The sequence below is a fragment of the Eubacteriaceae bacterium Marseille-Q4139 genome (genome assembly GCA_018223415.1).
GTDB lineage: Bacteria > Bacillota > Clostridia > Lachnospirales > Lachnospiraceae > CABSIM01.
On record JAGTTQ010000001.1, the window covers coordinates 528,424 to 547,717 of the forward strand.

A 19,294-nucleotide genomic window follows, 5' to 3' on the forward strand; every position below is an offset into this window, starting at 1 on the left:
CTTTTTCTACGCCCCAATGGCATTCCCCGTATAAAGCTGGTAATATCTCCCCTTTTCCTCCAAAAGCTGTTCATGGGTACCGCGCTCGATGATCCGGCCCTGCTCCAAAACCATGATGCAGTCCGAATTCTTCACGGTGGAAAGCCGGTGGGCAATCACAAACGTCGTGCGGCCCTTCATGAGCCGGTCCATCCCCTCCTGGACAAGGGCCTCTGTCCGCGTGTCGATGGACGAGGTGGCCTCGTCTAAGATTAACACCGGCGGGTCGGCCACGGCCGCCCTGGCGATGGCAAGGAGCTGCCTCTGGCCCTGGCTTAAGTTGGCGCCGTCTCCCGTCAGCATCGTGTTGTAGCCGTCGGGAAGACGCTTTATAAAGTCATCGGCGTTTGCAAGCTTTGCCGCTTCGATGCACTCGCCGTCGGTGGCGTCCAGCCGCCCGTAGCGGATGTTGTCAAGAACCGTCCCCGTAAACAGGTGGGTGTCCTGAAGCACCATGCCGAGGGAGCGGCGCAGGTCGGCCTTCTTGATCTTGTTGATGTTGATGCCGTCGTAGCGGATCTTTCCGTCCTGGATGTCGTAAAAGCGGTTAATCAGGTTGGTGATCGTCGTCTTTCCTGCACCGGTGCTGCCCACGAAAGCGATCTTCTGGCCCGGCGTGGCGTAAAGCTTGATGTTATGGAGAACGATTTTATTCTCGTCGTACCCGAAATCCACGTCGTTGAAGGTCACGTCGCCGAGAAGCTTCGTATAGGTGACGGTGCCGTCCGCCTTGTGGGGATGGCGCCATGCCCAGATGCCGGTGCGCTCCGTGGTTTCCGTGAGGGTGCCGTCCTCCGCCTCTTTGGCGTTGACCAGCTCCACATAGCCCTCGTCCGTCTCCGGCTCTTCGTCTAACATCGTAAAAATACGGTCTGCACCTGCCACAGCCATGGCAATGCTGTTTAACTGCTGGCTGATCTGGGTAATCGGCTGCGTAAAGCTCTTATTGAGCGACATAAAGGAGACAAGCGTTCCAAGCGTCAGGCCGGAATACCCATTTAAGGCGAGCAAAGCGCCGGCCACGGCACAGAGCACATAGCTGATGTTCCCGAGGTTTGCATTGAGCGGCATCATGATATTGGCGATGCTGTTTGCATGGTACGTGCTCTTTCTTAACTCCTCGTTTAATTCCCGGAACTGTTCCAGGCTCTTTTCCTCATGGCAGAACACCTTCACGACCTTCTGCCCTTCCATCATCTCCTCGATATAACCGTTTACGGTACCAATGGCCTTCTGCTGCTTTGCAAAATACATGCCGGACAACGTCCCCAATTTGGAAGCCGCAAACAGCATGACGGCCACCATGGCAAGAGAGAGCAGAGACAGCGGAATATCCAGAACCAGCATGCTCACAAGCGTCGTCACAAGCGTCACCGAAGAGTTCACAATCTGTGGGATACTCTGGCTGATGAGCTGGCGCAGCGTATCCACATCGTTGGTGTACACCGACATGATATCGCCGTGGGCGTGGGTGTCAAAGTAGCGGATCGGCAGCGATTCCATGTGGCTGAAAAGCTCGGTACGGAACCGCTTTAACGTCCCCTGGCTGACATTTACCATGAGCCTCGTGTAGGCGTAGGAACATAAAATCCCGGCCGCATAAGTGGCTGCCACAGAAAACAGCGCCGCGGCCAGCGGCCCGAAATCGGGGTTTTCCGCCTTCGTGAGAGGCAGGATGTAATCGTCGATCAGGCTCTGCATGAATAACGTCCCCCGCAGGGTCGCCAACGACGAACCGATAATGCAGGCCACCACAAGAACCATCTGCCATTTATAATCTTTTACCATTTCCGAAAGGATACGTCCGACAATCCGGATCATATCCTTTGCATTTCTCTTTCCTTTTTCCTTCATCACGTCTCACCTTCCTTTATGCCTCGTCAAAGTCGCCGCCGCCCTGGGTCTGGGTCTCATAGATATCCCGGTAAATCTCGTTGGTTTTTAGCAGCCGCTCATGGGTGTCAAACCCATTCACCCGGCCGCCGTCAAGAACCAGAATCCTGTCGGCATCCTGGACGCTGGAGATTCGCTGTGCGATGATGAGCTTCGTCGTACCCGGGATTTTCTTTGCAAAGGCCTGGCGGATCTTCGCGTCCGTGGCCGTGTCCACGGCGCTGGTGGAATCGTCGAGAATCAGGATTTTCGGCTTCTTTAAAAGCGCCCTGGCGATGCAGAGCCGCTGCTTCTGGCCGCCGGAGACGTTGCTTCCGCCCTGCTCGATCCAGGTGTCATACCCGTCCGGGAACCGTTTTATAAATTCGTCGGCACATGCCTGTTCGCAGGCCTCTTTGCATTCCTCTAAGGTGGCGTCCTCTTTTCCCCATCTTAAGTTGTCGAGAATCGTCCCGGAGAACAGGACGTTTTTCTGGAGAACGACGGCCACCTGGTTTCGCAGCGCCTCCATATCATAGGCCCGCACGTCCCGGCCGCCCACCAGCACGCTTCCTCTGTCCACGTCGTACAGGCGGCTTATGAGGTTCACAAGGCTCGATTTTCCGCTTCCCGTGCCTCCGATGATGCCGATGGTCTCGCCGGAGCGGATATGAAGGTCGATATCATGGAGCGTATCCTCGCCGCTTCCGTGCTTATAGGAAAAATCCACATGGTTGAAATCAATGCTGCCGTCGGCTGCCTCGTGGATGGCGCCCTCCGGGTTCACAAGATCCGGCTTTTCCTCCAACACCTCTGCGATACGCTGTCCGCTGGCTGCACTCATGGTAATCATGACGAACACCATGGATAACATCATGAGGGACATGAGCATGCTCATGACGTAGCTGAACATGGAAGTCAGCTCGCCGGTCGTCAGGCTGCCGGCCACGATAAAGCGGGCGCCGAACCAGGAAAGCGAAATCATACAGCCGTAAACCACGAGCATCATGACCGGGCTGTTGAGCGTCAGGAGCCCTTCAGCTTTCACAAACAGCCGGTACAGGTTCTCCGCCGCCTTTGAAAACTTCTCCTTTTCATAGTCCTCGCGGACGAAGGCCTTCACCACGCGGATGCCGGACACGTTTTCCTGGACGCTGGCGTTTAAATCGTCGTACTTCCGGAACACCTTTGAAAAGGTCTTTGTGGCATGGCTCATAATCAGAAACAGGGCCGCTGCCAGCACGAGGATCGCCACCAGGAAAATCATGCTCAGCTTCACGTTGATGAACATGCACATAACCATGCTGCTGATGAACATTAAGGGCGCCCGCACGGCAATCCGCATGCACATCTGGTAGGCCATCTGGATATTTGTCACATCCGTCGTCATACGCGTTACAAGGCCGGCCGTGCTGAATTTGTCAATGTTGGAAAAGGAAAATTTCTGGATGTTTTCGTACATCCCGTCCCTTAAATTGGCGGCAAAGCCGGAAGACGCTTTAGAGGCCGTCCGCCCTGCCATCACGCCGAAAAACAGGCTGAGAAATGCGATCACAAGCATAATCCCGCCGTAAAAGTAAATCTGTCCGATGTCTCCGGCCTCGATTCCCTTATCGATGATGGATGCCGTGACAAAGGGGATCAAAACCTCCATCACCACCTCAAGAGCCGTGAATACAGGCGTTATCAGGGATACATTCCGGTACTCCTTCACCTGTGCAAGAAGCGTTTTTATCATGTCTTATTCCTCCTGTCTCGTTCCTGTCTGATATTGGAAAGCATCTGTTCCAGGCATTCCTCGGCGATTTCCAGCTTCTCCTTCGGAATCCCTTTCAGAATGCATTCCTGCCTTTCCTTCCGCTTTTTCGCAATTTCTTCCTCTTCCCCGTAAGCCTGTTCCGTCAGGACGATCCGCTTCTTCCTCTCGTCCTCCGGCATCTCTTCCATAAGGAGAAACCCCTTCCGGCGCAGCTCCTTCAAGGTACCGGATATGGTAGGCCTGGAAATCCCCGCCGCCTCGTGGATATCCGTCGCGGAATATTCCGTTTTTTTCTGCGAAAGCAGGTATCCCAGCATCCGGCTCTGGGCCGGGGTCAGCGCACGGCTTTCCATCAGCTCCCTCTCATACTGCATGAGAAACAGGTTCAGCTGCCGGATCAGCCGCACAATCCGTTCTTCTTCCATCGCATTTCATCTTCCTTCCGTTTGTCTATAAATTGTTCGTTTCCTAACATTCCGCGCTATCCACTATTATACACATTCCGGCTTGCATGTGAATTCAAAAAATGTTATCATTGATAAAAAACTTTTATCAATCTTATAGAAAGGATTGCCCATGAATACGTTCCAGCTCACCTGCTTCCTCACCTTATCGGAAACCCTGAATTTTGCAAAAACCGCCGAACAGCTTTCCGTCACCCAGCCGGCCGTCACCCACCAGATCCAGTCCCTCGAGGCTGAGCTCGGCGTCCGCCTGTTCACACGCTCCACAAGAAGCGTCGCCTTAACCCACGAAGGCCTCTCCTTCATAGGCGACGCCAGAACGATCCTGGAAACGTCCATGCGTGCCGTAAGCCGGTTCCAAAACGGCGGCAGCGAGATCCAGCCTTTTTCCATCGGCTGCCAGAGCCATATCCAGATTCTGCGTCTTCCCGGAGCATTAAAAAAACTTCACGCCGCCTATGAAAGGCTCCATCCGCGGTTCCAGATCGGCCCTCTCCCGTACCTGTTCCGAATGCTGGACGAGGGCTCCCTGGATATCCTCTTAAGTTTCCGGGAGACCGACACGAAAAAGCATCCTTTTTCCTACCGGGAATTGAAGAAAATCCCCATCGTCTGCGTCTGCGCGCCGGATTTTCCCCTCGCCGCCCTCCCTGCCGTGGATTTAAACGATCTGAGAAGGGAAAAGATCATCCTCACCGACCCGGTACAGACGCCCGCGGGAATCGCCTCGGCCCACCGCCCCTTAATCGAATCCCGCTCCCCCTCAGACTTTTACTTCAGCGCCTCGCCGGAAGCCGCCATCACCCTGGCCGAAGCAGGCTTCGGGGCCGCCGTCCTGCCGGATCTTTTCCTTCCGGAGACCGACGCCCTCGTCCGCCTGCCCATAAAAAAAGAGATCCTGCTCTCCTTCGGCATCTACTATAAGAGCCGTCAGGGAGACAAGATCTCCAAAGACTTTATGCGGTTTTTAGGTGAGGAGTTCTGAATTTGGGAAGTTTTTACGCTTTCCCGGCCGCCTTCCTCCTATCAAGCCAGCCCGCCGCGCCGGCCGCGTAGGCGGCCGCGCCAAAGGGCAGCGCGTCCTCGTTAAACAGGATTTCCGGGCTGTGGAGTCCTGCGCGGCACTCCTCCTTCGTCCCGGCGCCGACGACAAACATGGCGGATGGCACTCTCGCCGTCACCTCGGCAAAGTCCTCCGACCCGCTCATTTTCTGGCCGGATTCCATACAGAAAAGCTTCTCCTTCTTCCATCCACTTGCGGCCGCCTCCGCCGTCTCCCCGTCCACATGGAGAACGCAGGTGGACGATAAAACCTCCGTCTCTGCCCTGCCGCAGAACGATCTGGCCGTCAGGTCGCAGATTTCGCGGATCCGCTCTAAGAACCGTTCCCGCACCTTCTCATTATACGTCCGCAGCGTCCCCTCCATCACCGCCGAATCCGGGATGATGTTGGCCGCGTCTCCGCCGTGAAATTTCCCGAAGGTCAGCACCGCCGGTTCAAACGGATCACACTCCCGGCTCAAAAGCTCCTGAAGCGCCAGGTGGATGTGGACGCCGATGTTGATGGGATCCACTGCCGTCTGCGGATGTGCCCCGTGGCCGCCCTTTCCGAGAATCCGGATCCGAAGATGGTCGCTGGAGGCGGAAACAGCCCCTTTCCCGTAGCCAATCACGCCGGCCGGATAGCCGGTAATCATGTGGCAGGCCATGGCCGCGTCCACCTTCGGATTTTCCAGAATCCCTGCCGCAATCATGTCCTTCGCCCCTTCAAGCAGCTCTTCCCCTGGCTGGAACATGAATTTCACCGCTCCGGGAAGCTCCTTTTCCCGCTCCTTTAAGAGCCTTGCCGCCCCCAAAAGCATGGCCGTATGCATGTCATGGCCGCAGGTGTGGGCGCAGTCCCGTGCTGACGAAAAAGGCAGGCCGCTCTTTTCCTTCATGGGCAGCGCATCCATATCGGCCCTCAAAAGGAACACGCCGCCGGCCGGGTCGCCGCAGAGCGCCGTCACGCCGGATTTCCCGCAGGGCTTCGGGTCATACCCCATTTCCTTAAGCCGCTCTGTCACAAAAGCTGCCGTCCCGGTAAGCTCCATTCCCACCTCCGGCCTCTCGTGCAGGTACCGCCGGTTCCTTATGAGCTCTTCTTTTATTTCCATTGCCCGTTCCAGATATGTCATGTCTGCTTCCTCCTTTATTCTCCCTTTTCTTCTCTCACATGTTCCACGCGGATCTGTCCTGCCTGAAAGAGCACCCACGCGCACGCCATACAAAGCGGGATGCAGGCCAGAATCGCCAGGCCGCGGTTGACCGGTGCCACAAAGACATGGATCACAAACACCAAAAGTCCCGGCAGAATGGCCGCCTTTAATTTCCCGCGGATCACCGTACCGCCTGCCCGGCTCGTCACCTGGCTTAAAAACAGGCAGCCGTATAACGCCGGCAGCATATAATTTCCGGCAACTTTCACCGGCCCGCTCTCAAGAAGGGGCCTGAGCGGCACCAAAAGCACCACACCTGCCAAAATAATCGCCACCGTCACCATGGAAGAAACCGCCACGGCCACGGTTGCCACCGCGTCACCGGCATCCGTGTTCTGTTCCACGTCCGCCATCTCCAGGGCGTTGAGGGCGCAGGGCAGCTTTAAATTTGAAATATTTCCCGTAATAAAGGTCAGATAGGAGGCTGACCCTAACATCGGCACATAGGTGATGACCTCCGAAATCCCCGTCGGCACATAGAGGGCTAAAAGCCCGCTTCCGAACAGAAGAAGCTCCGAAGCCGACGGGAACATGTCATAAACCGCACACATGAGCGCCGGAATCCCCAGCATAAAAACGACGGCAATCACACTGCCGATCCGTCCGATCCGATGGATGGACTTCTCATAATCCATATGGTTTTTCATCGCTGCATCCTCCTTTATCCCATCACTCCGGTCATGAAGACCGCAAACACCATGCTGGCAATCAGGGAGATCGACATGATAAAGCTCCCGAGCCAGCGGATCTCAAACCGCTTCATGAGCCAGTGACAGGCTGCCGCTGTCAGGGCGCTGACGACAAAAGTCATGGCATAGATGAAGCCGGAGGCAAAGATGAGCGGCGTAAACGCGGCCATGATTCCCAGGAAAAAGCAGGAATTCATCACACTGCCCCAGTCTCCCTTTTTCTTCTTATAATTCGACATTCCCTTCTGGATCTTCTCCACGGCAAACAGGTTCACCAGAATCCCCGCCAGGATACAGATGCTCATGACGAACATCACGGCTCCGAAAGCATGGTAATCGGCATTGGCCGCCATGTCACCCACAGAGGAAAAGCCCATTCCGTCCGCCACCATCTCCGCGGCCGTCAGCTCATAGGTCACGGAGCCGACCACGGAAAGCCGGTACCAGGACCAGGGAATCCCCAGGACCGTCGACAGGGTAAACAGGCCGATCACGATGGAAAGCGAGGGGACAACCGTAAAAACCGCCGACGAGCGGGCAATCTCCCACAGCTTTTTTTGTGAAATTCCAAGCGCCAGGCACCTGCTCCAGGCCTTTTTTAAAAACACGGCCGCTAACCCCACAATATACAGAATTCCAACAGCCACTGCCCCGTAAAGGAGCGGACTGTTCGCAACATCAATATAACCCATATGTACCTCCTAACAATTTGCCGGGCCCGGCTTTTCTTTCCTCCATTCTATCACAGGCCGCCGGAAAAAAATAATATGGATCCTGCTTGATAAACATATCAAAAATGATATACTTAAAGCAGTACCAATGAAAAGGAGGTCATGCAGAACATGGAACTCTTTGATTTCCGCCATCTGCGGGATGCCGTGGAGGTGTACCGCCAGGGCTCTCTCACGAAGGCGGCCGCCTCCCTCTATATCGCCCAGCCCAACTTAAGCCGCTCTGTCTCCGAGCTGGAAAAAAGCCTTGGCTTTCCGCTCTTTCTCCGCACGAAAAAAGGCATGCTCCCAACGCCGGAGGGCGAACGGTTCTTAAAAGAAGCCGAAACGCTTCTCTCCCGCCTCACCCGAACAGCGGAATCCATCCGGCTGGAGAAGACGCGCCGTCTCCGCTTTTCCTCCGTCCCATCTTCCCTCTATGTGAATATCATCCTTGCCGCGACCAAAGCCTTCCGCGGCCAGTTCGACATTGGCTGCACCGAGCGCACCGACTGCCGGGAGCTGTTTTCCGATGTGGTTTCCGAGGCCTCCGAGGCGGCCTTTTTGTTTCTGGGGACGGATATGTCCAAGTCCCTTGACGATTACTGCCGGTCGAGAGGCCTGGAATACCATGCCGTCGGGGAAAGCCCCGCCTACGTGATCGTGAGCCAGGAAAGCCGGATTTTCCAGCCGGAAAAACAGCCGCCCGGTATCTGCTTTCCCGAAACGCTCTTAATGGTAAACATAGATTATTTTGACCCCATCGGGATCCGGGCCGAAGATATCTTTTCCCTGCTTCCGCCTGTAAAGGGAATCTGCCACGGTACCGGCCGGGCCGGGAACCTCGACATGCTGGCAAACATCGACAACCTGGCCATGCTGTCCTCCCACACCTATTCCAGAACCCTAAAGCAGCACCATCTGGCCGCCGTCCCCTTAAATCCGGCACTTTCCGCCTATGAATACGGCTATGTGACGAAAAAAGGGCGGAAACCGGCACCGGAATCGGAGCGCGTCCTCGCCGCGATCCTGGAAGAATTCCGGAAAGAGCTGGCCGCCTACTAACCTCTCGGAAAGGAACTTCCTGAAGACGCAAAAAAGCCCCCTGCAAGCGCCCATTTCCCAAGGCGCCCGCAGGGGGCAGAGATTCTGATCTTCTATTTTTCCAGTCCCTTAAAGAGCCCGCGTTTTTTCTTCGGCCCTTCGGGCGCAATCCCGTTCATGGCATCGTCAAACCGGCGCAGGGCTTCCTTCTGCTCCTCGTTTAACTTCTCCGGCACCGTAACAACTAACGTCACATAGTGGTCGCCGCGGATGTTCTTGTTTCTGAGAGACGGCACGCCTTTTCCTTTTAAGCGCACCCTCGTGTCGGTCTGGGTGCCCGGCTTCACGTCGTATTCCACCTCGCCGTCCACGGTCTTGATGCGGATTGTCCCGCCCAGCGCTGCCTTTGCAAAGGAAATCGGCACCGTGGAAAAGATGCTGGTCTCCTGGCGCTTGAAGATCGGGTGCTGGGACACCGTGATCTCCACGAGAAGGTCGCCCCTCTCACCGCCGCCGGTGCCCGGCTCGCCCTTTCCGGCGATGCGGATGCTCTGGCCGTTGTCAATGCCGGCCGGCACCGTAACCTGGATTTTCTTGCGGTTCGTGATATATCCCGTTCCGTAGCAGTCCGGGCACTTCTCACGGACGACTTTTCCCGTGCCGCCGCAGTCCGGACATGTCTGGACATTCTGCACCTGTCCGAAGAAGGACTGCTGCGTATAGACGATTTTTCCCTTTCCGTTGCACTTGGGGCATGTAACCGGCGATGTTCCCGGCTTTGCGCCTGTGCCGTGGCATTTCGGACATTCATCCTTTAAGTTTAGCTCAATCTCCTTCTGGCAGCCAAAAACTGCTTCCTCAAAGGTAATACGGATCCCGGTTCTCAAATTGGCGCCGCGCATGGGCCCGCCGCTCCTTCCCCGGCTCGTGCGTCCGCCGAAGAAATCGCCGAAGATGTCGCCGAAAATATCGCCCATGTCCGCACCGGTAAAGTCGAAGCCGCCGAAACCGCCGCCTGCGCCGCCGTCAAAGGCCGCATGGCCGAACTGGTCATACTGGCGCCTCTTTTCCGGATCGCTTAACACGCTGTAAGCCTCGGACGCCTCCTTAAATTTGGCCTCCGCCTCCTTATCTCCCGGATTTGCGTCAGGGTGGTACTTCTTTGCCAGGACACGGTACGCCTTCTTTAACGCAGCGTCATCCGCGTCCTTCGGTACGCCGAGGACCTCATAATAGTCTCTTTTGCTCTCTGCCATGATCTGTCTTACCTTTCAAACTCTATATAGTGGGAAAGGGGTTAGACGGCAGACGCCGTCTAATCCCCGCTGAATGTTTCTTCCGGCTTATTATACTTCCTTGTAGTCCCCGTCAACCACGTCGTCGCCGTAGTTCTGCTGAGTCCCGCCTGCCTGACCGGACATATCCGGGCCTGCCTGGCCGGCTGCCTGTGCCTGCTCATAGACCTTGGCAAAGAGCTGCTGTGCACTCTGCATGAGCTTCTCTTTTCCTGCCTTGATGTCCTCCACCTGGGCGTCGGTCATCTGGTCAATCGGCGCACGGTTGATGGCTTCCTTCAGGGCATTTAAGTCTGCCTCGACGGCTGCCTTGTCGTTGGCGTCTAACTTGTCGCCGACTTCCTCAAGGGCCTTCTCGGTCTGGAATACCATGGAGTCTGCATCGTTTCTCGCATCAATGGCTTCCTTGCGCTTCTTATCCTGTGCCTCATACTCTGCGGCTTCCTTGACGGCCTTCTCGATATCGGAGTCGGACATGTTGGAGCCGGAGGTGATGGTAATGTGCTGTTCTTTTCCTGTTCCCAGATCCTTTGCGGATACGTTTACGATGCCGTTGGCGTCGATATCAAACGTAACCTCGATCTGCGGAACGCCTCTTCTTGCCGGCGGGATCCCGTCAAGACGGAACTGTCCGAGGGTCTTGTTGTCCCTTGCAAACTGTCTCTCGCCCTGTACCACGTGGATATCAACGGCCGTCTGGTTGTCGGCTGCCGTGGAGAAGATCTGGCTCTTCTTCGTCGGGATCGTGGTGTTTCTCTCGATCAGCCTTGTGGCAATGCCTCCCTGGGTCTCGATGGACAGGGAAAGCGGCGTTACATCCAGAAGCAGGATATCGCCTGCGCCTGCATCGCCTGCCAGCTTGCCGCCCTGGATGGCTGCACCGATGGCAACACACTCATCCGGGTTTAAGGACTTGCTCGGCTCCTTGCCGGTAAGCTGTTTTACCTTCTCCTGCGCGGAGATCATACGCGTGGAACCGCCTACCAGGAGAACCTTGGAAAGATCTGCTGCCGTAAGGCCTGCATCTCTTAATGCGTTCTGTACCGGAACTGCCGTGCGCTCGATGAGGTCGCTTGTGAGCTCGTCGAATTTTGCTCTCGTAAGGTTCATATCCAGATGCTTCGGGCCCTCAGCCGTTGCCGTGATGAACGGAAGGTTGATGTTGGTCGTCGTCGTCGTGGAAAGCTCCTTCTTTGCCTTCTCGGCAGCTTCCTTTAATCTCTGGAGCGCCATCTTGTCGCCGGACAAGTCAACACCCTCGGCCTTCTTGAATTCGTCGATCATCCACTGGGTGATCCGGTTATCGAAGTCATCGCCGCCAAGGTGGGTATCGCCGTTGGTAGCCAGAACCTCGATGACGCCGTCGCCGATCTCGATGATGGAAACATCGAAGGTACCGCCGCCGAGGTCGTAAACCATGATCTTCTGCTCTTTCTCATTGTCAAGGCCGTAAGCCAGCGCAGCCGCCGTCGGCTCGTTGATGATACGCTTTACTTCCAGTCCGGCAATCTTTCCGGCATCCTTCGTCGCCTGGCGCTGTGCGTCGTTAAAGTAAGCCGGAACCGTGATGACGGCTTCGGATACCTTCTCGCCAAGGTAGCTCTCTGCGTCTGCCTTTAATTTCTGAAGGATCATTGCGGAGATCTCCTGGGGCGTATATTTCTTCCCGTCGATGTCAACCTTGTAGTCCGTACCCATGTGTCTCTTGATGGAAGAGATGGTGCGGTCCGCGTTTGTGACAGCCTGGCGCTTTGCCGGCTCGCCCACAAGACGCTCGCCGGTCTTTGTGAACGCAACGATGGACGGCGTCGTCCTGACGCCTTCTGTGTTTGCGATAACGGTTGGCTTTCCGCCTTCCATGACGGCAACACAGCTATTTGTAGTACCTAAGTCAATACCAATGATCTTGCTCATAGTTTTTTCCTCCTGATCAATTTCCTGAATCTATACCATTCTGTGCCCGCTTCCGGGCATGACTGCTTTCTGTCTTTAATTGGCAACCTTTACCATGCTGTGACGGATCACTGTGCCGCGGTAGGTATATCCCTTCTGGAACTCCTCCGCCACCATGTTTTCACCGAGGGCCTCGTCGTCCACATGCATGACGGCGTTGTGGATATTGGGGTCAAATTCCTTTCCCACAGCCTCAATGGCCTTTACATCCATGTCATCCAGCGTCTTCATAAGCTGCTTGTAAATCTTTTCCATTCCCTCGGCAAACGGTGTTTCCTTCGCTTCCTCCGGGATGGTTCCAAGGCCGCGCTCGAAATTGTCCACAACCGGGAGAATCTTTTCGATCACATCCCTCGCGCCGACCTCATACATGGAAGCTTTTTCCTTGTCGGTGCGCTTTCTGAAATTGTCAAACTCAGCCATGGTCCGCTTCAGACGATCCGTCAGATCCTCGATCTGTGTGTCCTTCGCGTCCTTTTTTTTCTTTCCAAAGAAGCCCTTCTTTTCCTGGGAACTGCCGGCTTCGTCTTCCCCGCTCTCAGCGGGAGCCTCTTCCTGTTCCTCCGTGCCCTGGCCTTCGGCCGTTTCGTTTGCGTCTGCGGGCATTTCCTCCTCTTTGAGGTCTTCTTTCTTTAACTCTTTATCTTCCACTCTGCTCTACACCTTTCACTTTTTAAAAGTCTCATTGAGCTGCGCCACAAGCGTCCGCAGCGTCGTGACGACCTTTTCATAATCCATCCGTTTCGGCCCGATGATTCCGATGGTGCCACGCAGCCCGTCGCCAAGTGCATAATTGGCGGTGACAACGCTGCAATCCTTCATGGTCTGAACCGGCGTCTCGTCGCCGATGTACACCTGGATCTCTGAGTCGGAAGCCGACGGCTCACTGCTCTCATCGAACAGTCCCTTTAACAGCTCCTTCTGTTCCAGGGTGCTGATGAGCTGGCTGGCCTTCTGCCCGTCGGAAAGCTCCGGATATTTGAAAATATTCGTCGTGCCTCCCGTGTAAATCTGAAGGTCTTCCTCCTGGGCCTCGATGGCGTCGGCCACCTCGTTAAGCACCAGCTCCACCACATGACGGTGGGCGCCTGCCTGTTCCTTGAGCCTTGAAATCACGCCGAGGTTGATTTCCTCAATCGTCAGCCCGTTTAAACAGTTGTTTAACAGGATATTCAGATTCAAAAGCTCTTCGTCGCTTAATTCCTCGCCGATGTCGGCAAAGGAATTCTTGATGATGTTCCCCTCGACGACTACGACAATCAGAAGCTTGTGAGACTCCACACGGGAAAGCTGGATGAACTTTAGCTTTGTCTGATGGAGCTGCGGGCCGCTGATCAAAGCGGCATAATTGGTGTTCACGGCAAGAAGCTGTGCAAGCTGCTTTAAAAGCAGTTCCACCCGATCCACACGCTTAATCATCAGTTCCTGCATCTCGTTTACCTGGCTGTCTTTTTCCTTTATAATCTGATCCACGTAGAAGCGGTAGCCCTTGTCGGAAGGGATCCGGCCTGCCGACGTATGCGGCTGGATAATGTATCCAAGCTCCTCCAGATCCGACATCTCGTTGCGGATCGTCGCGGAGCTTAAGTTCAGGTCAGAATATTTGGAAATCGTCCTGGAGCCCACCGGTTCCCCGGTTTCCAGGTAGGTCTGGATGATGGCCTTCAATATTTTTTCTTTTCTCTCGTCCAGTTCCAAATCCTCTCACCCTCTCTGTTTTCTTTTTATTAGCACTCTCAATCATGGAGTGCTAACATTTACAGTTGTTACTATATTACTAATGCCTGCATTTGTCAAGATATTTTTTCTTTTATTTTAAAACTTTCTCCGCTGCCTGCGGCCGTTTTTCGGCTGATTTGGGGCAGAAATCCGTCCGCATGCAACTTTTCTTGACATTTAACATTTTTGTAAATATAATGAAGTTAAATTGCAACAGTTTTATTACTTTCGTAAAAAAGAGAGGTACACAAATGAACATACGCTTACGACGTTTGATACAGACTGCCGGAACCGCATTGTTCCTGTCTGCGTCCCTTACATTTCCTGCCTTTTCAGCCAGCCCCGCAGGTTCCCTGGAGGCGGCGGGCCATACAGCCATTTCCGGATGGGCTTACGATCCGGAAAACCCGGGTTCCCGCATCACTGTCGAGCTTCTCCTTTCCGGAGACGGCGGCCCCGGCGATTCTGTCATCCTGGAAGCAGAAGCCAGCGAATCCCGCCCGGAACTTACGGAGACGGCCGGTTCTTCTGACTGCGGCTTTTCCGTTTCCGTTGACTGGGAGAGCCTCGCCGGCGATTCCTACACCATAACGGCAGAAGCTGTCGTCGACGGGAGCCGGTTCCCCTTAGAAGGCACCCTGACCTATACAAAATCCGAGGGCGGCGCTTCCAGCCCGGAAGCCGAAGAAGACGATTCACAGCCAGTCCGCAGACAGGGCGAATTCCTCGGCACCTTCACGGCGTCCGGCTACTGCAACTGCCCCCGCTGTTCCGGCGGCCATAACCGCACCTACTCCGGCACGGTTCCGAAGGCCCGCCACACCATCGCTGCCGACCTCTCGGTTTTCCCCCTCGGCACGGAGATCATGATTGACGGCATCACCTACACCGTGGAGGACATGGGAAGCGGCGTCCATTCCGACCGTCTCGACATCTATTTTGACAGCCACCAGGAAGCCCTGGACTTCGGCCTGAAAGAAGTGGACGTCTACGAAGCGTTAAAAGAAGAATAAAAAAGTTTTTCCTTAAAGAAAGACAGCCCTTCCGGGCGGCGAAAAACTGCCGTCCGGGAGGGCTTTTTGTCTGTATTTTAATATAGAAGAAAGACGGCATTTCCTGTCCTATTCTGCCTGGCCTTCATAAAACATGTCGAGATTCATCCCGCGGTAACGGCAGATTTCTTCCCACATTTCGCTTCCGAATTCCTGAATCGTATCCTGTGCCACCTGCTCTGCAATGGCCGTGCCTTCATCCCCGAAAACAGCGGAAACGGTTTCTGCCATGGAGGAATAGCTGCTCCAGGTCAGGTAGAAAAGGGACGGCGCCGGTTCTGTCCGCTTCGTAAGAACCATGTCCGGCGTGATTTCCCTGGCCTTGCAGTGGTGCTCGCAGTAAGGCGCCGTGAGGAACGTCTCCGTCACCTCGTAGCCCAGGCCGATTTCCGGGTTATAGCTGTACATCATCATCCTGTCCACGTTTCGGCAGAACATTTCCTCTAACTCCGCCGGCGCACCGTAAGCATGAAAGGCCTCCGGCGTGGCACAGGAATAGTTGCGGCTGACGGCTTCCCCGTCCAGATAACATTTTTCCGACGCGCCAGGCTTTGCCGGCACCCCTTCCATTTCCGGGCACCTGGCCACGGCTTCCCTGCAAAGCTGGTAGCTGTCGTAATTTAACGGCAGGTTCCGGCTCACCGCCCTCTGGGCACACCGGATGCCCTTTCGGAAGGCATAGAGATGAAAGCCCAGGAAAAAGGCGTTTTTCCCCTGTTCTCCGTACTTTTCCGTCAGAACCTTATAGAACCGGACATTGATAAAAGGCGCTGCATCCCTCAAGTTTCCCATACTGCTTTTCCTCCCTGCTTTTCTCAGTCTGATGGCTCCATTTTACTCTCCCAAAAGGCCTCCTGTCCACCTCAAATGATGCAGGAAAACAGGTTTTTCCAGGGTTTTGGCCATGTTCAGGCCTTGTACTTTTTTTCCGTTTCCCCTTGACAAAATAAAAAAAAGGTGTAAAATAACTATCTGTTGCTAATTTGTTACATTTTTGTTACGATTTTGAAATATTTATTTAAAAGATGTAACAGACAACAGAAAGGAATTTTTAAGCTATGAAAAAAATGAAACTTTTGGCATGTACCATACTGATGATGATTTTCATGGGGATGAATGCTGCCTGTGTTTTCGCAAATACCGCAGGGATCAGCGGACATCTGGACAGCGTCGTCGGAAACGCTGTCGCCGGCTGGCTCTGGGATTCCAAAGATCCTGAAGCAGAAAAGGCCGTGACTGTGACCGTGACAAACCGGGCCACCGGAGAGGTTGCCGTCCAGGCAATCACGACGGCCAACGAGTACCGCGAAGATCTTTTAGCAGCCGGAAAAGGAACAGGAAACTACGGTTTCCATGTGGAGATCGTCTGGGAAGACCTTCCGGACGCCGTCTATACCATCAGCCTTTCCTCCGACGGGCAGACGCTTCCCCAGACGCTCCAGCACACGGTCGGAAACAGCGGCTCCCTCGTATCCCTGGGAACCTTTAAGACCACGGCTTACTGCCCGTGCAGAAGCTGTTCCGAAGGCTGGGGACGGCGCACCAGCTCCGGCGCCCTGGCGACGGCAGGCCACACGGTTGCTGTGGATCCCCGCGTGATCCCCATTGGGAGCCGTCTGATGATCGACGGAGTGGAATACGTGGCCGAGGACATCGGCGGCGGCGTCAAGGGGAACCACATCGACATCTACTATAACACCCACGGCGAAACGAGACAGCACGGTGTCCGCCGCTCCGAAGTCTTTTTAATCACAGGTTAAGCTATCCGGCCGCCCTTTCCCGGGCGGCCTTTTTTTGTTTCATAGGGAACTGTGCCCTATGAAACAAAAACGCTCCGCGAGGATGCGCACTTCGCGCAGAAGAATATGGCTGCCGGCGCAGCCGCGCTCCGGCGCGAGTGTGCGCCGCAGCGCACACTTTTTTATGTCCTCTCCCCTTCCGAAAAGCTTCCATTGAAATTGCCCATGATTTCTGATACAATAGCCCCATCGCGGTAATTGTCCGCGGAAAGGAGTGCCATACTGCAAAATATGAATAAAAAAGGAAACCTTCTGTCCATAGCCGGGCGGCTCCTCGTGACGGCAGCGATCATTTTCCTGCTGTTTTATGCGATGCTTCCGGCCCTGAACCCGAAGAGCCAGGATTTCTTCGTTTTTCTGATCCTCTGTATCCTGATTTTCCTGACCGTGAACTTTATCTCCTGCGTCAAGGAGTTTCTGTCCGGCTTCGGGAACCGCGGGATCCGTATGGAGCGTGACCCCTTAACCGGGCGCATCCTGTTCCACACCGAGGATACCGGGAGCCCGAGGACAAAGCTTCCGATGGCAAAGCCGCTCAAATACGGTTTCGGCGCCATCGGCATCATCATCGTGTTCATGATGATTGCAAACATCATCGGAATCCCGTTCTTTAACGCCACCAGGTACCGTGACCTGATCAAAATCTCCGACGGCGATTTTACCACGGATGTGGCGGAGCTTGACATGTCCCAGATCCCCGTTGTGGATAAGGACACAGCAAGCCGCTTAGGAAGCCGGAAGCTTGGCGAGATGTCCGAGCTGGTGTCCCAGTTTGAAATTGAGAATGACTACACCCAGATCAACTACAAGGGAAGTCCCTACCGCGTCACGCCCCTGGCCTATGCTGACCCGATCAAGTGGTTTTTTAACCGCACGGAAGGCCTTCCGGCCTACATCACCGTCAACATGGTGACGCAGCAGACCGACCTGGTATGGCTGGAGAGCGGCATGAAGTATTCCCCCAGCGAATATTTCTTCCGCAATATTTACCGCCATATCCGCTTCCGCTATCCCACGAAGATCTTTGAGGAAGTCACCTTCGAGATCGACGATGACGGCACGCCCTACTGGGTGGCCCCGACCATCGCCTACCGGATCGGCTGGTGGAGCGGAAAAGACATTGAAGGCGCCGTCCTGGTGAACGCGGTCACGGGAGAATCTACCTATTATAAAAAGGAAGACGTGCCCGAGTGGATCGACCAGCTTTACGATTCCGACCTGATTATTTCTCAGCTTGACGACAACGGCCTCTACCAGAACGGATATTTGAACTCCATCTTCGGCCAGAAGAACGTCCGCCGCACCACCTACGGCTACAATTATCTTGCCAGCAACGACGACGTTTACCTCTATACCGGCATGTCCTCCGTCACCGGGGATCAGTCCAACATTGGTTTCGTCCTCGTCAACTTAAGGACAAAGGAGACGAAGTTCTACACGGTGCCCGGCGCAACGGAGATGTCGGCCATGGCTTCGGCCCAGGGTCAGGTGCAGCACTTAAAGTACACAGCCACCTTCCCGTTACTTTTAAACATTTCCGACCGCCCCACCTATTTCATCTCTTTAAAGGATGACGCGGGGCTCGTGAAAATGTACGCCTTCGTGGACGTGGAACAGTACCAGATCGTCGGCACCGGCCAGACCATCGACGAGGCCAGACGCAACTACCGGACGGCTCTGAATTTAGAGGATGTGGAAACCACAGCTCCGGAGGATATCCAGGAAATGACAGGCATCATCGACGCTATCGCTGACGCAGTCGTATCCGGGAACACCTGCTACTATTTCACGCTGACGGGAAGCGATACGGTCTATGCGGCCGCCGTCACCGTCAATGAAAAGCTTCCGTTCCTCGCCTCCGGCGACCGGATCACCTTTACTTATACGGAAGGCGATACGCCGAAAACGGTGATGGAGATTACGGAGATAAGAAACTAAGGAAACGTTGATTAAATCACCGTTTCCTTAGAACCTCCGGTGGATGCGCACGGATTTGCAAAGGGAAATTGCTGCTTCGCAGCGCAAATCCGGCACGTGAAACGCTTTAATCAGCGTTTCCCTAAAGAAAACGAAATAAGGGACGGCCGGCTTCAAACGGTTCGTCCCTTATTTATACTGTCTTTTTATGCCTCCCGGAGCGCCTGTTCCACCTGCCTGCGGTTCTTAAGCCGCACGGTCTTCTGCTTATATTTTTTGCAGATGGCTTCGTAATGGCGCCTGCGCTTCCTTGTCCGCCCGTCCCATAAAATCCATTTCATAAATTCCAGATCGAGCTTTTCCTCGCAGCCCTCGGCCATGCTGTCACGGCATTTGTTGCGGAAGGTGAGGAACCTGCGAAAGGCCTGATAAAAGCAGACATACCGCGGAAAATCAAAAAAGTAAATCCGGTCGGCCTCGGCGAGCCGCCGTTTCTGATAAAACCGCTCATAATTCCCGTCGATGACCCAGGAGGAATTCGTCTTCATAAACTCTCTTACAAGCTTTCTCCCCTCATCTCCGTCCCTCTCCTCCCATCCCGGAAGGAAATTGACCGTATCCAGATAGAGGACGGGACAGCCGTACTTGTCACCCATCTGTGCCGAAAACGTGGATTTCCCCGCACCGCTGTATCCGATCACTGCAATTTTCATTCCTGTCTCCT

General features: G+C 54.7%; 17 protein-coding genes. 5 read left to right on the forward strand and 12 right to left on the reverse strand.

Annotation, left to right across the window (positions count from 1 at the left end):
- Positions 1-6: 6 nt before the first annotated feature.
- The 3 genes from KE531_02585 to KE531_02595 are packed head-to-tail and all read right to left on the reverse strand — an operon-like array spanning position 7 to position 4,095.
- Positions 7-1,893: an ABC transporter ATP-binding protein gene (locus KE531_02585; GenBank protein ID MBR9952515.1), complete on the reverse strand. Its 1,887-nt coding sequence runs from the start codon at positions 1,891-1,893 to the stop codon at positions 7-9.
- Between the two features lie 16 nt (positions 1,894-1,909).
- Positions 1,910-3,649: an ABC transporter ATP-binding protein gene (locus tag KE531_02590; protein ID MBR9952516.1), complete on the reverse strand. Its 1,740-nt coding sequence runs from the start codon at positions 3,647-3,649 to the stop codon at positions 1,910-1,912.
- Positions 3,646-4,095 carry a winged helix-turn-helix transcriptional regulator gene (locus KE531_02595; protein MBR9952517.1) on the reverse strand — a complete coding sequence of 150 codons (450 nt, stop codon included), beginning with the start codon at positions 4,093-4,095 and terminating at the stop codon, positions 3,646-3,648. Before KE531_02595 ends, KE531_02590 begins: the two co-directional genes overlap by 4 nt.
- A 151-nt stretch (positions 4,096-4,246) precedes the next feature.
- Here KE531_02595 and KE531_02600 point away from each other — a divergent pair, with 151 nt between their 5' ends.
- Positions 4,247-5,119, forward strand: a complete 873-nt coding sequence (locus tag KE531_02600; protein MBR9952518.1) for a LysR family transcriptional regulator — start codon at positions 4,247-4,249, stop codon at positions 5,117-5,119.
- 13 nt (positions 5,120-5,132) lie between these two features.
- On the opposite strand, the gene KE531_02605 is transcribed toward KE531_02600, so the two are convergent.
- The 3 genes from KE531_02605 to KE531_02615 are packed head-to-tail and all read right to left on the reverse strand — an operon-like array spanning position 5,133 to position 7,773.
- Positions 5,133-6,311, reverse strand: a complete 1,179-nt coding sequence (locus KE531_02605; protein ID MBR9952519.1) for an amidohydrolase — start codon at positions 6,309-6,311, stop codon at positions 5,133-5,135.
- Between the two features lie 14 nt (positions 6,312-6,325).
- Complete coding sequence (locus KE531_02610) at positions 6,326-7,027, reverse strand: hypothetical protein (GenBank protein ID MBR9952520.1); 702 nt, start codon at positions 7,025-7,027, stop codon at positions 6,326-6,328.
- A gap of 26 nt (positions 7,028-7,053) precedes the next feature.
- Positions 7,054-7,773, reverse strand: a complete 720-nt coding sequence (locus KE531_02615) for a DUF5058 family protein (protein ID MBR9952521.1) — start codon at positions 7,771-7,773, stop codon at positions 7,054-7,056.
- Positions 7,774-7,923: 150 nt separating this feature from the next.
- On the opposite strand from KE531_02615, the gene KE531_02620 reads away from it, so the two are divergent.
- The gene (locus KE531_02620) at positions 7,924-8,856 is read left to right on the forward strand and encodes a LysR family transcriptional regulator (GenBank protein ID MBR9952522.1); all 933 of its coding nucleotides are present in this window, start codon (positions 7,924-7,926) and stop codon (positions 8,854-8,856) included.
- 92 nt (positions 8,857-8,948) lie between these two features.
- On the opposite strand, the gene dnaJ is transcribed toward KE531_02620, so the two are convergent.
- From dnaJ to hrcA, 4 genes are all read right to left on the reverse strand, one after another.
- The gene (gene dnaJ, locus KE531_02625) at positions 8,949-10,091 is read right to left on the reverse strand and encodes a molecular chaperone DnaJ (protein MBR9952523.1); all 1,143 of its coding nucleotides are present in this window, start codon (positions 10,089-10,091) and stop codon (positions 8,949-8,951) included.
- Positions 10,092-10,181: 90 nt separating this feature from the next.
- Complete coding sequence (dnaK, locus tag KE531_02630; GenBank protein MBR9952524.1) at positions 10,182-12,044, reverse strand: molecular chaperone DnaK; 1,863 nt, start codon at positions 12,042-12,044, stop codon at positions 10,182-10,184.
- Between the two features lie 75 nt (positions 12,045-12,119).
- Positions 12,120-12,689, reverse strand: a complete 570-nt coding sequence (gene grpE, locus KE531_02635; protein ID MBR9952525.1) for a nucleotide exchange factor GrpE — start codon at positions 12,687-12,689, stop codon at positions 12,120-12,122.
- A 60-nt stretch (positions 12,690-12,749) separates the two neighbouring features.
- A complete protein-coding gene (hrcA, locus tag KE531_02640; GenBank protein MBR9952526.1) occupies positions 12,750-13,781 on the reverse strand; it encodes a heat-inducible transcription repressor HrcA in 1,032 nt (343 codons plus the stop codon).
- A gap of 272 nt (positions 13,782-14,053) precedes the next feature.
- Between hrcA and KE531_02645 the strand changes: the two genes are divergently transcribed.
- Positions 14,054-14,815 (forward strand): 3D domain-containing protein, encoded by a 762-nt coding sequence (locus tag KE531_02645; protein ID MBR9952527.1) that lies wholly within the window; start codon positions 14,054-14,056, stop codon positions 14,813-14,815.
- A gap of 108 nt (positions 14,816-14,923) precedes the next feature.
- On the opposite strand, the gene KE531_02650 is transcribed toward KE531_02645, so the two are convergent.
- Positions 14,924-15,646 (reverse strand): hypothetical protein, encoded by a 723-nt coding sequence (locus KE531_02650; GenBank protein MBR9952528.1) that lies wholly within the window; start codon positions 15,644-15,646, stop codon positions 14,924-14,926.
- Positions 15,647-15,912: 266 nt separating this feature from the next.
- On the opposite strand from KE531_02650, the gene KE531_02655 reads away from it, so the two are divergent.
- Positions 15,913-16,614: a 3D domain-containing protein gene (locus KE531_02655; protein ID MBR9952529.1), complete on the forward strand. Its 702-nt coding sequence runs from the start codon at positions 15,913-15,915 to the stop codon at positions 16,612-16,614.
- Positions 16,615-16,884: 270 nt separating this feature from the next.
- The gene (locus KE531_02660; GenBank protein ID MBR9952530.1) at positions 16,885-18,591 is read left to right on the forward strand and encodes a CvpA family protein; all 1,707 of its coding nucleotides are present in this window, start codon (positions 16,885-16,887) and stop codon (positions 18,589-18,591) included.
- A 185-nt stretch (positions 18,592-18,776) separates the two neighbouring features.
- Here KE531_02660 and KE531_02665 read toward each other — a convergent pair whose 3' ends face one another.
- Positions 18,777-19,283, reverse strand: coding sequence for a DNA topology modulation protein (locus KE531_02665; protein MBR9952531.1), 507 nt, complete (start codon positions 19,281-19,283; stop codon positions 18,777-18,779).
- Positions 19,284-19,294 lie beyond the last annotated feature (11 nt).

Coding starts and splice junctions, on each gene's coding strand:
- KE531_02585 (MBR9952515.1), bottom strand. CDS start 1,893: ATGAAGGAAAAAGGAAAGAGAAATGCAAAGGATATGATCCGGATTGTC.
- KE531_02590 (MBR9952516.1), bottom strand. CDS start 3,649: ATGATAAAAACGCTTCTTGCACAGGTGAAGGAGTACCGGAATGTATCC.
- KE531_02595 (MBR9952517.1), bottom strand. CDS start 4,095: ATGGAAGAAGAACGGATTGTGCGGCTGATCCGGCAGCTGAACCTGTTT.
- KE531_02600 (MBR9952518.1), top strand. CDS start 4,247: ATGAATACGTTCCAGCTCACCTGCTTCCTCACCTTATCGGAAACCCTG.
- KE531_02605 (MBR9952519.1), bottom strand. CDS start 6,311: ATGACATATCTGGAACGGGCAATGGAAATAAAAGAAGAGCTCATAAGG.
- KE531_02610 (MBR9952520.1), bottom strand. CDS start 7,027: ATGGATTATGAGAAGTCCATCCATCGGATCGGACGGATCGGCAGTGTG.
- KE531_02615 (MBR9952521.1), bottom strand. CDS start 7,773: ATGGGTTATATTGATGTTGCGAACAGTCCGCTCCTTTACGGGGCAGTG.
- KE531_02620 (MBR9952522.1), top strand. CDS start 7,924: ATGGAACTCTTTGATTTCCGCCATCTGCGGGATGCCGTGGAGGTGTAC.
- dnaJ (MBR9952523.1), bottom strand. CDS start 10,091: ATGGCAGAGAGCAAAAGAGACTATTATGAGGTCCTCGGCGTACCGAAG.
- dnaK (MBR9952524.1), bottom strand. CDS start 12,044: ATGAGCAAGATCATTGGTATTGACTTAGGTACTACAAATAGCTGTGTT.
- grpE (MBR9952525.1), bottom strand. CDS start 12,689: ATGCCCGCAGACGCAAACGAAACGGCCGAAGGCCAGGGCACGGAGGAA.
- KE531_02645 (MBR9952527.1), top strand. CDS start 14,054: ATGAACATACGCTTACGACGTTTGATACAGACTGCCGGAACCGCATTG.
- KE531_02650 (MBR9952528.1), bottom strand. CDS start 15,646: ATGGGAAACTTGAGGGATGCAGCGCCTTTTATCAATGTCCGGTTCTAT.
- KE531_02655 (MBR9952529.1), top strand. CDS start 15,913: ATGAAAAAAATGAAACTTTTGGCATGTACCATACTGATGATGATTTTC.
- KE531_02660 (MBR9952530.1), top strand. CDS start 16,885: ATGAATAAAAAAGGAAACCTTCTGTCCATAGCCGGGCGGCTCCTCGTG.
- KE531_02665 (MBR9952531.1), bottom strand. CDS start 19,283: ATGAAAATTGCAGTGATCGGATACAGCGGTGCGGGGAAATCCACGTTT.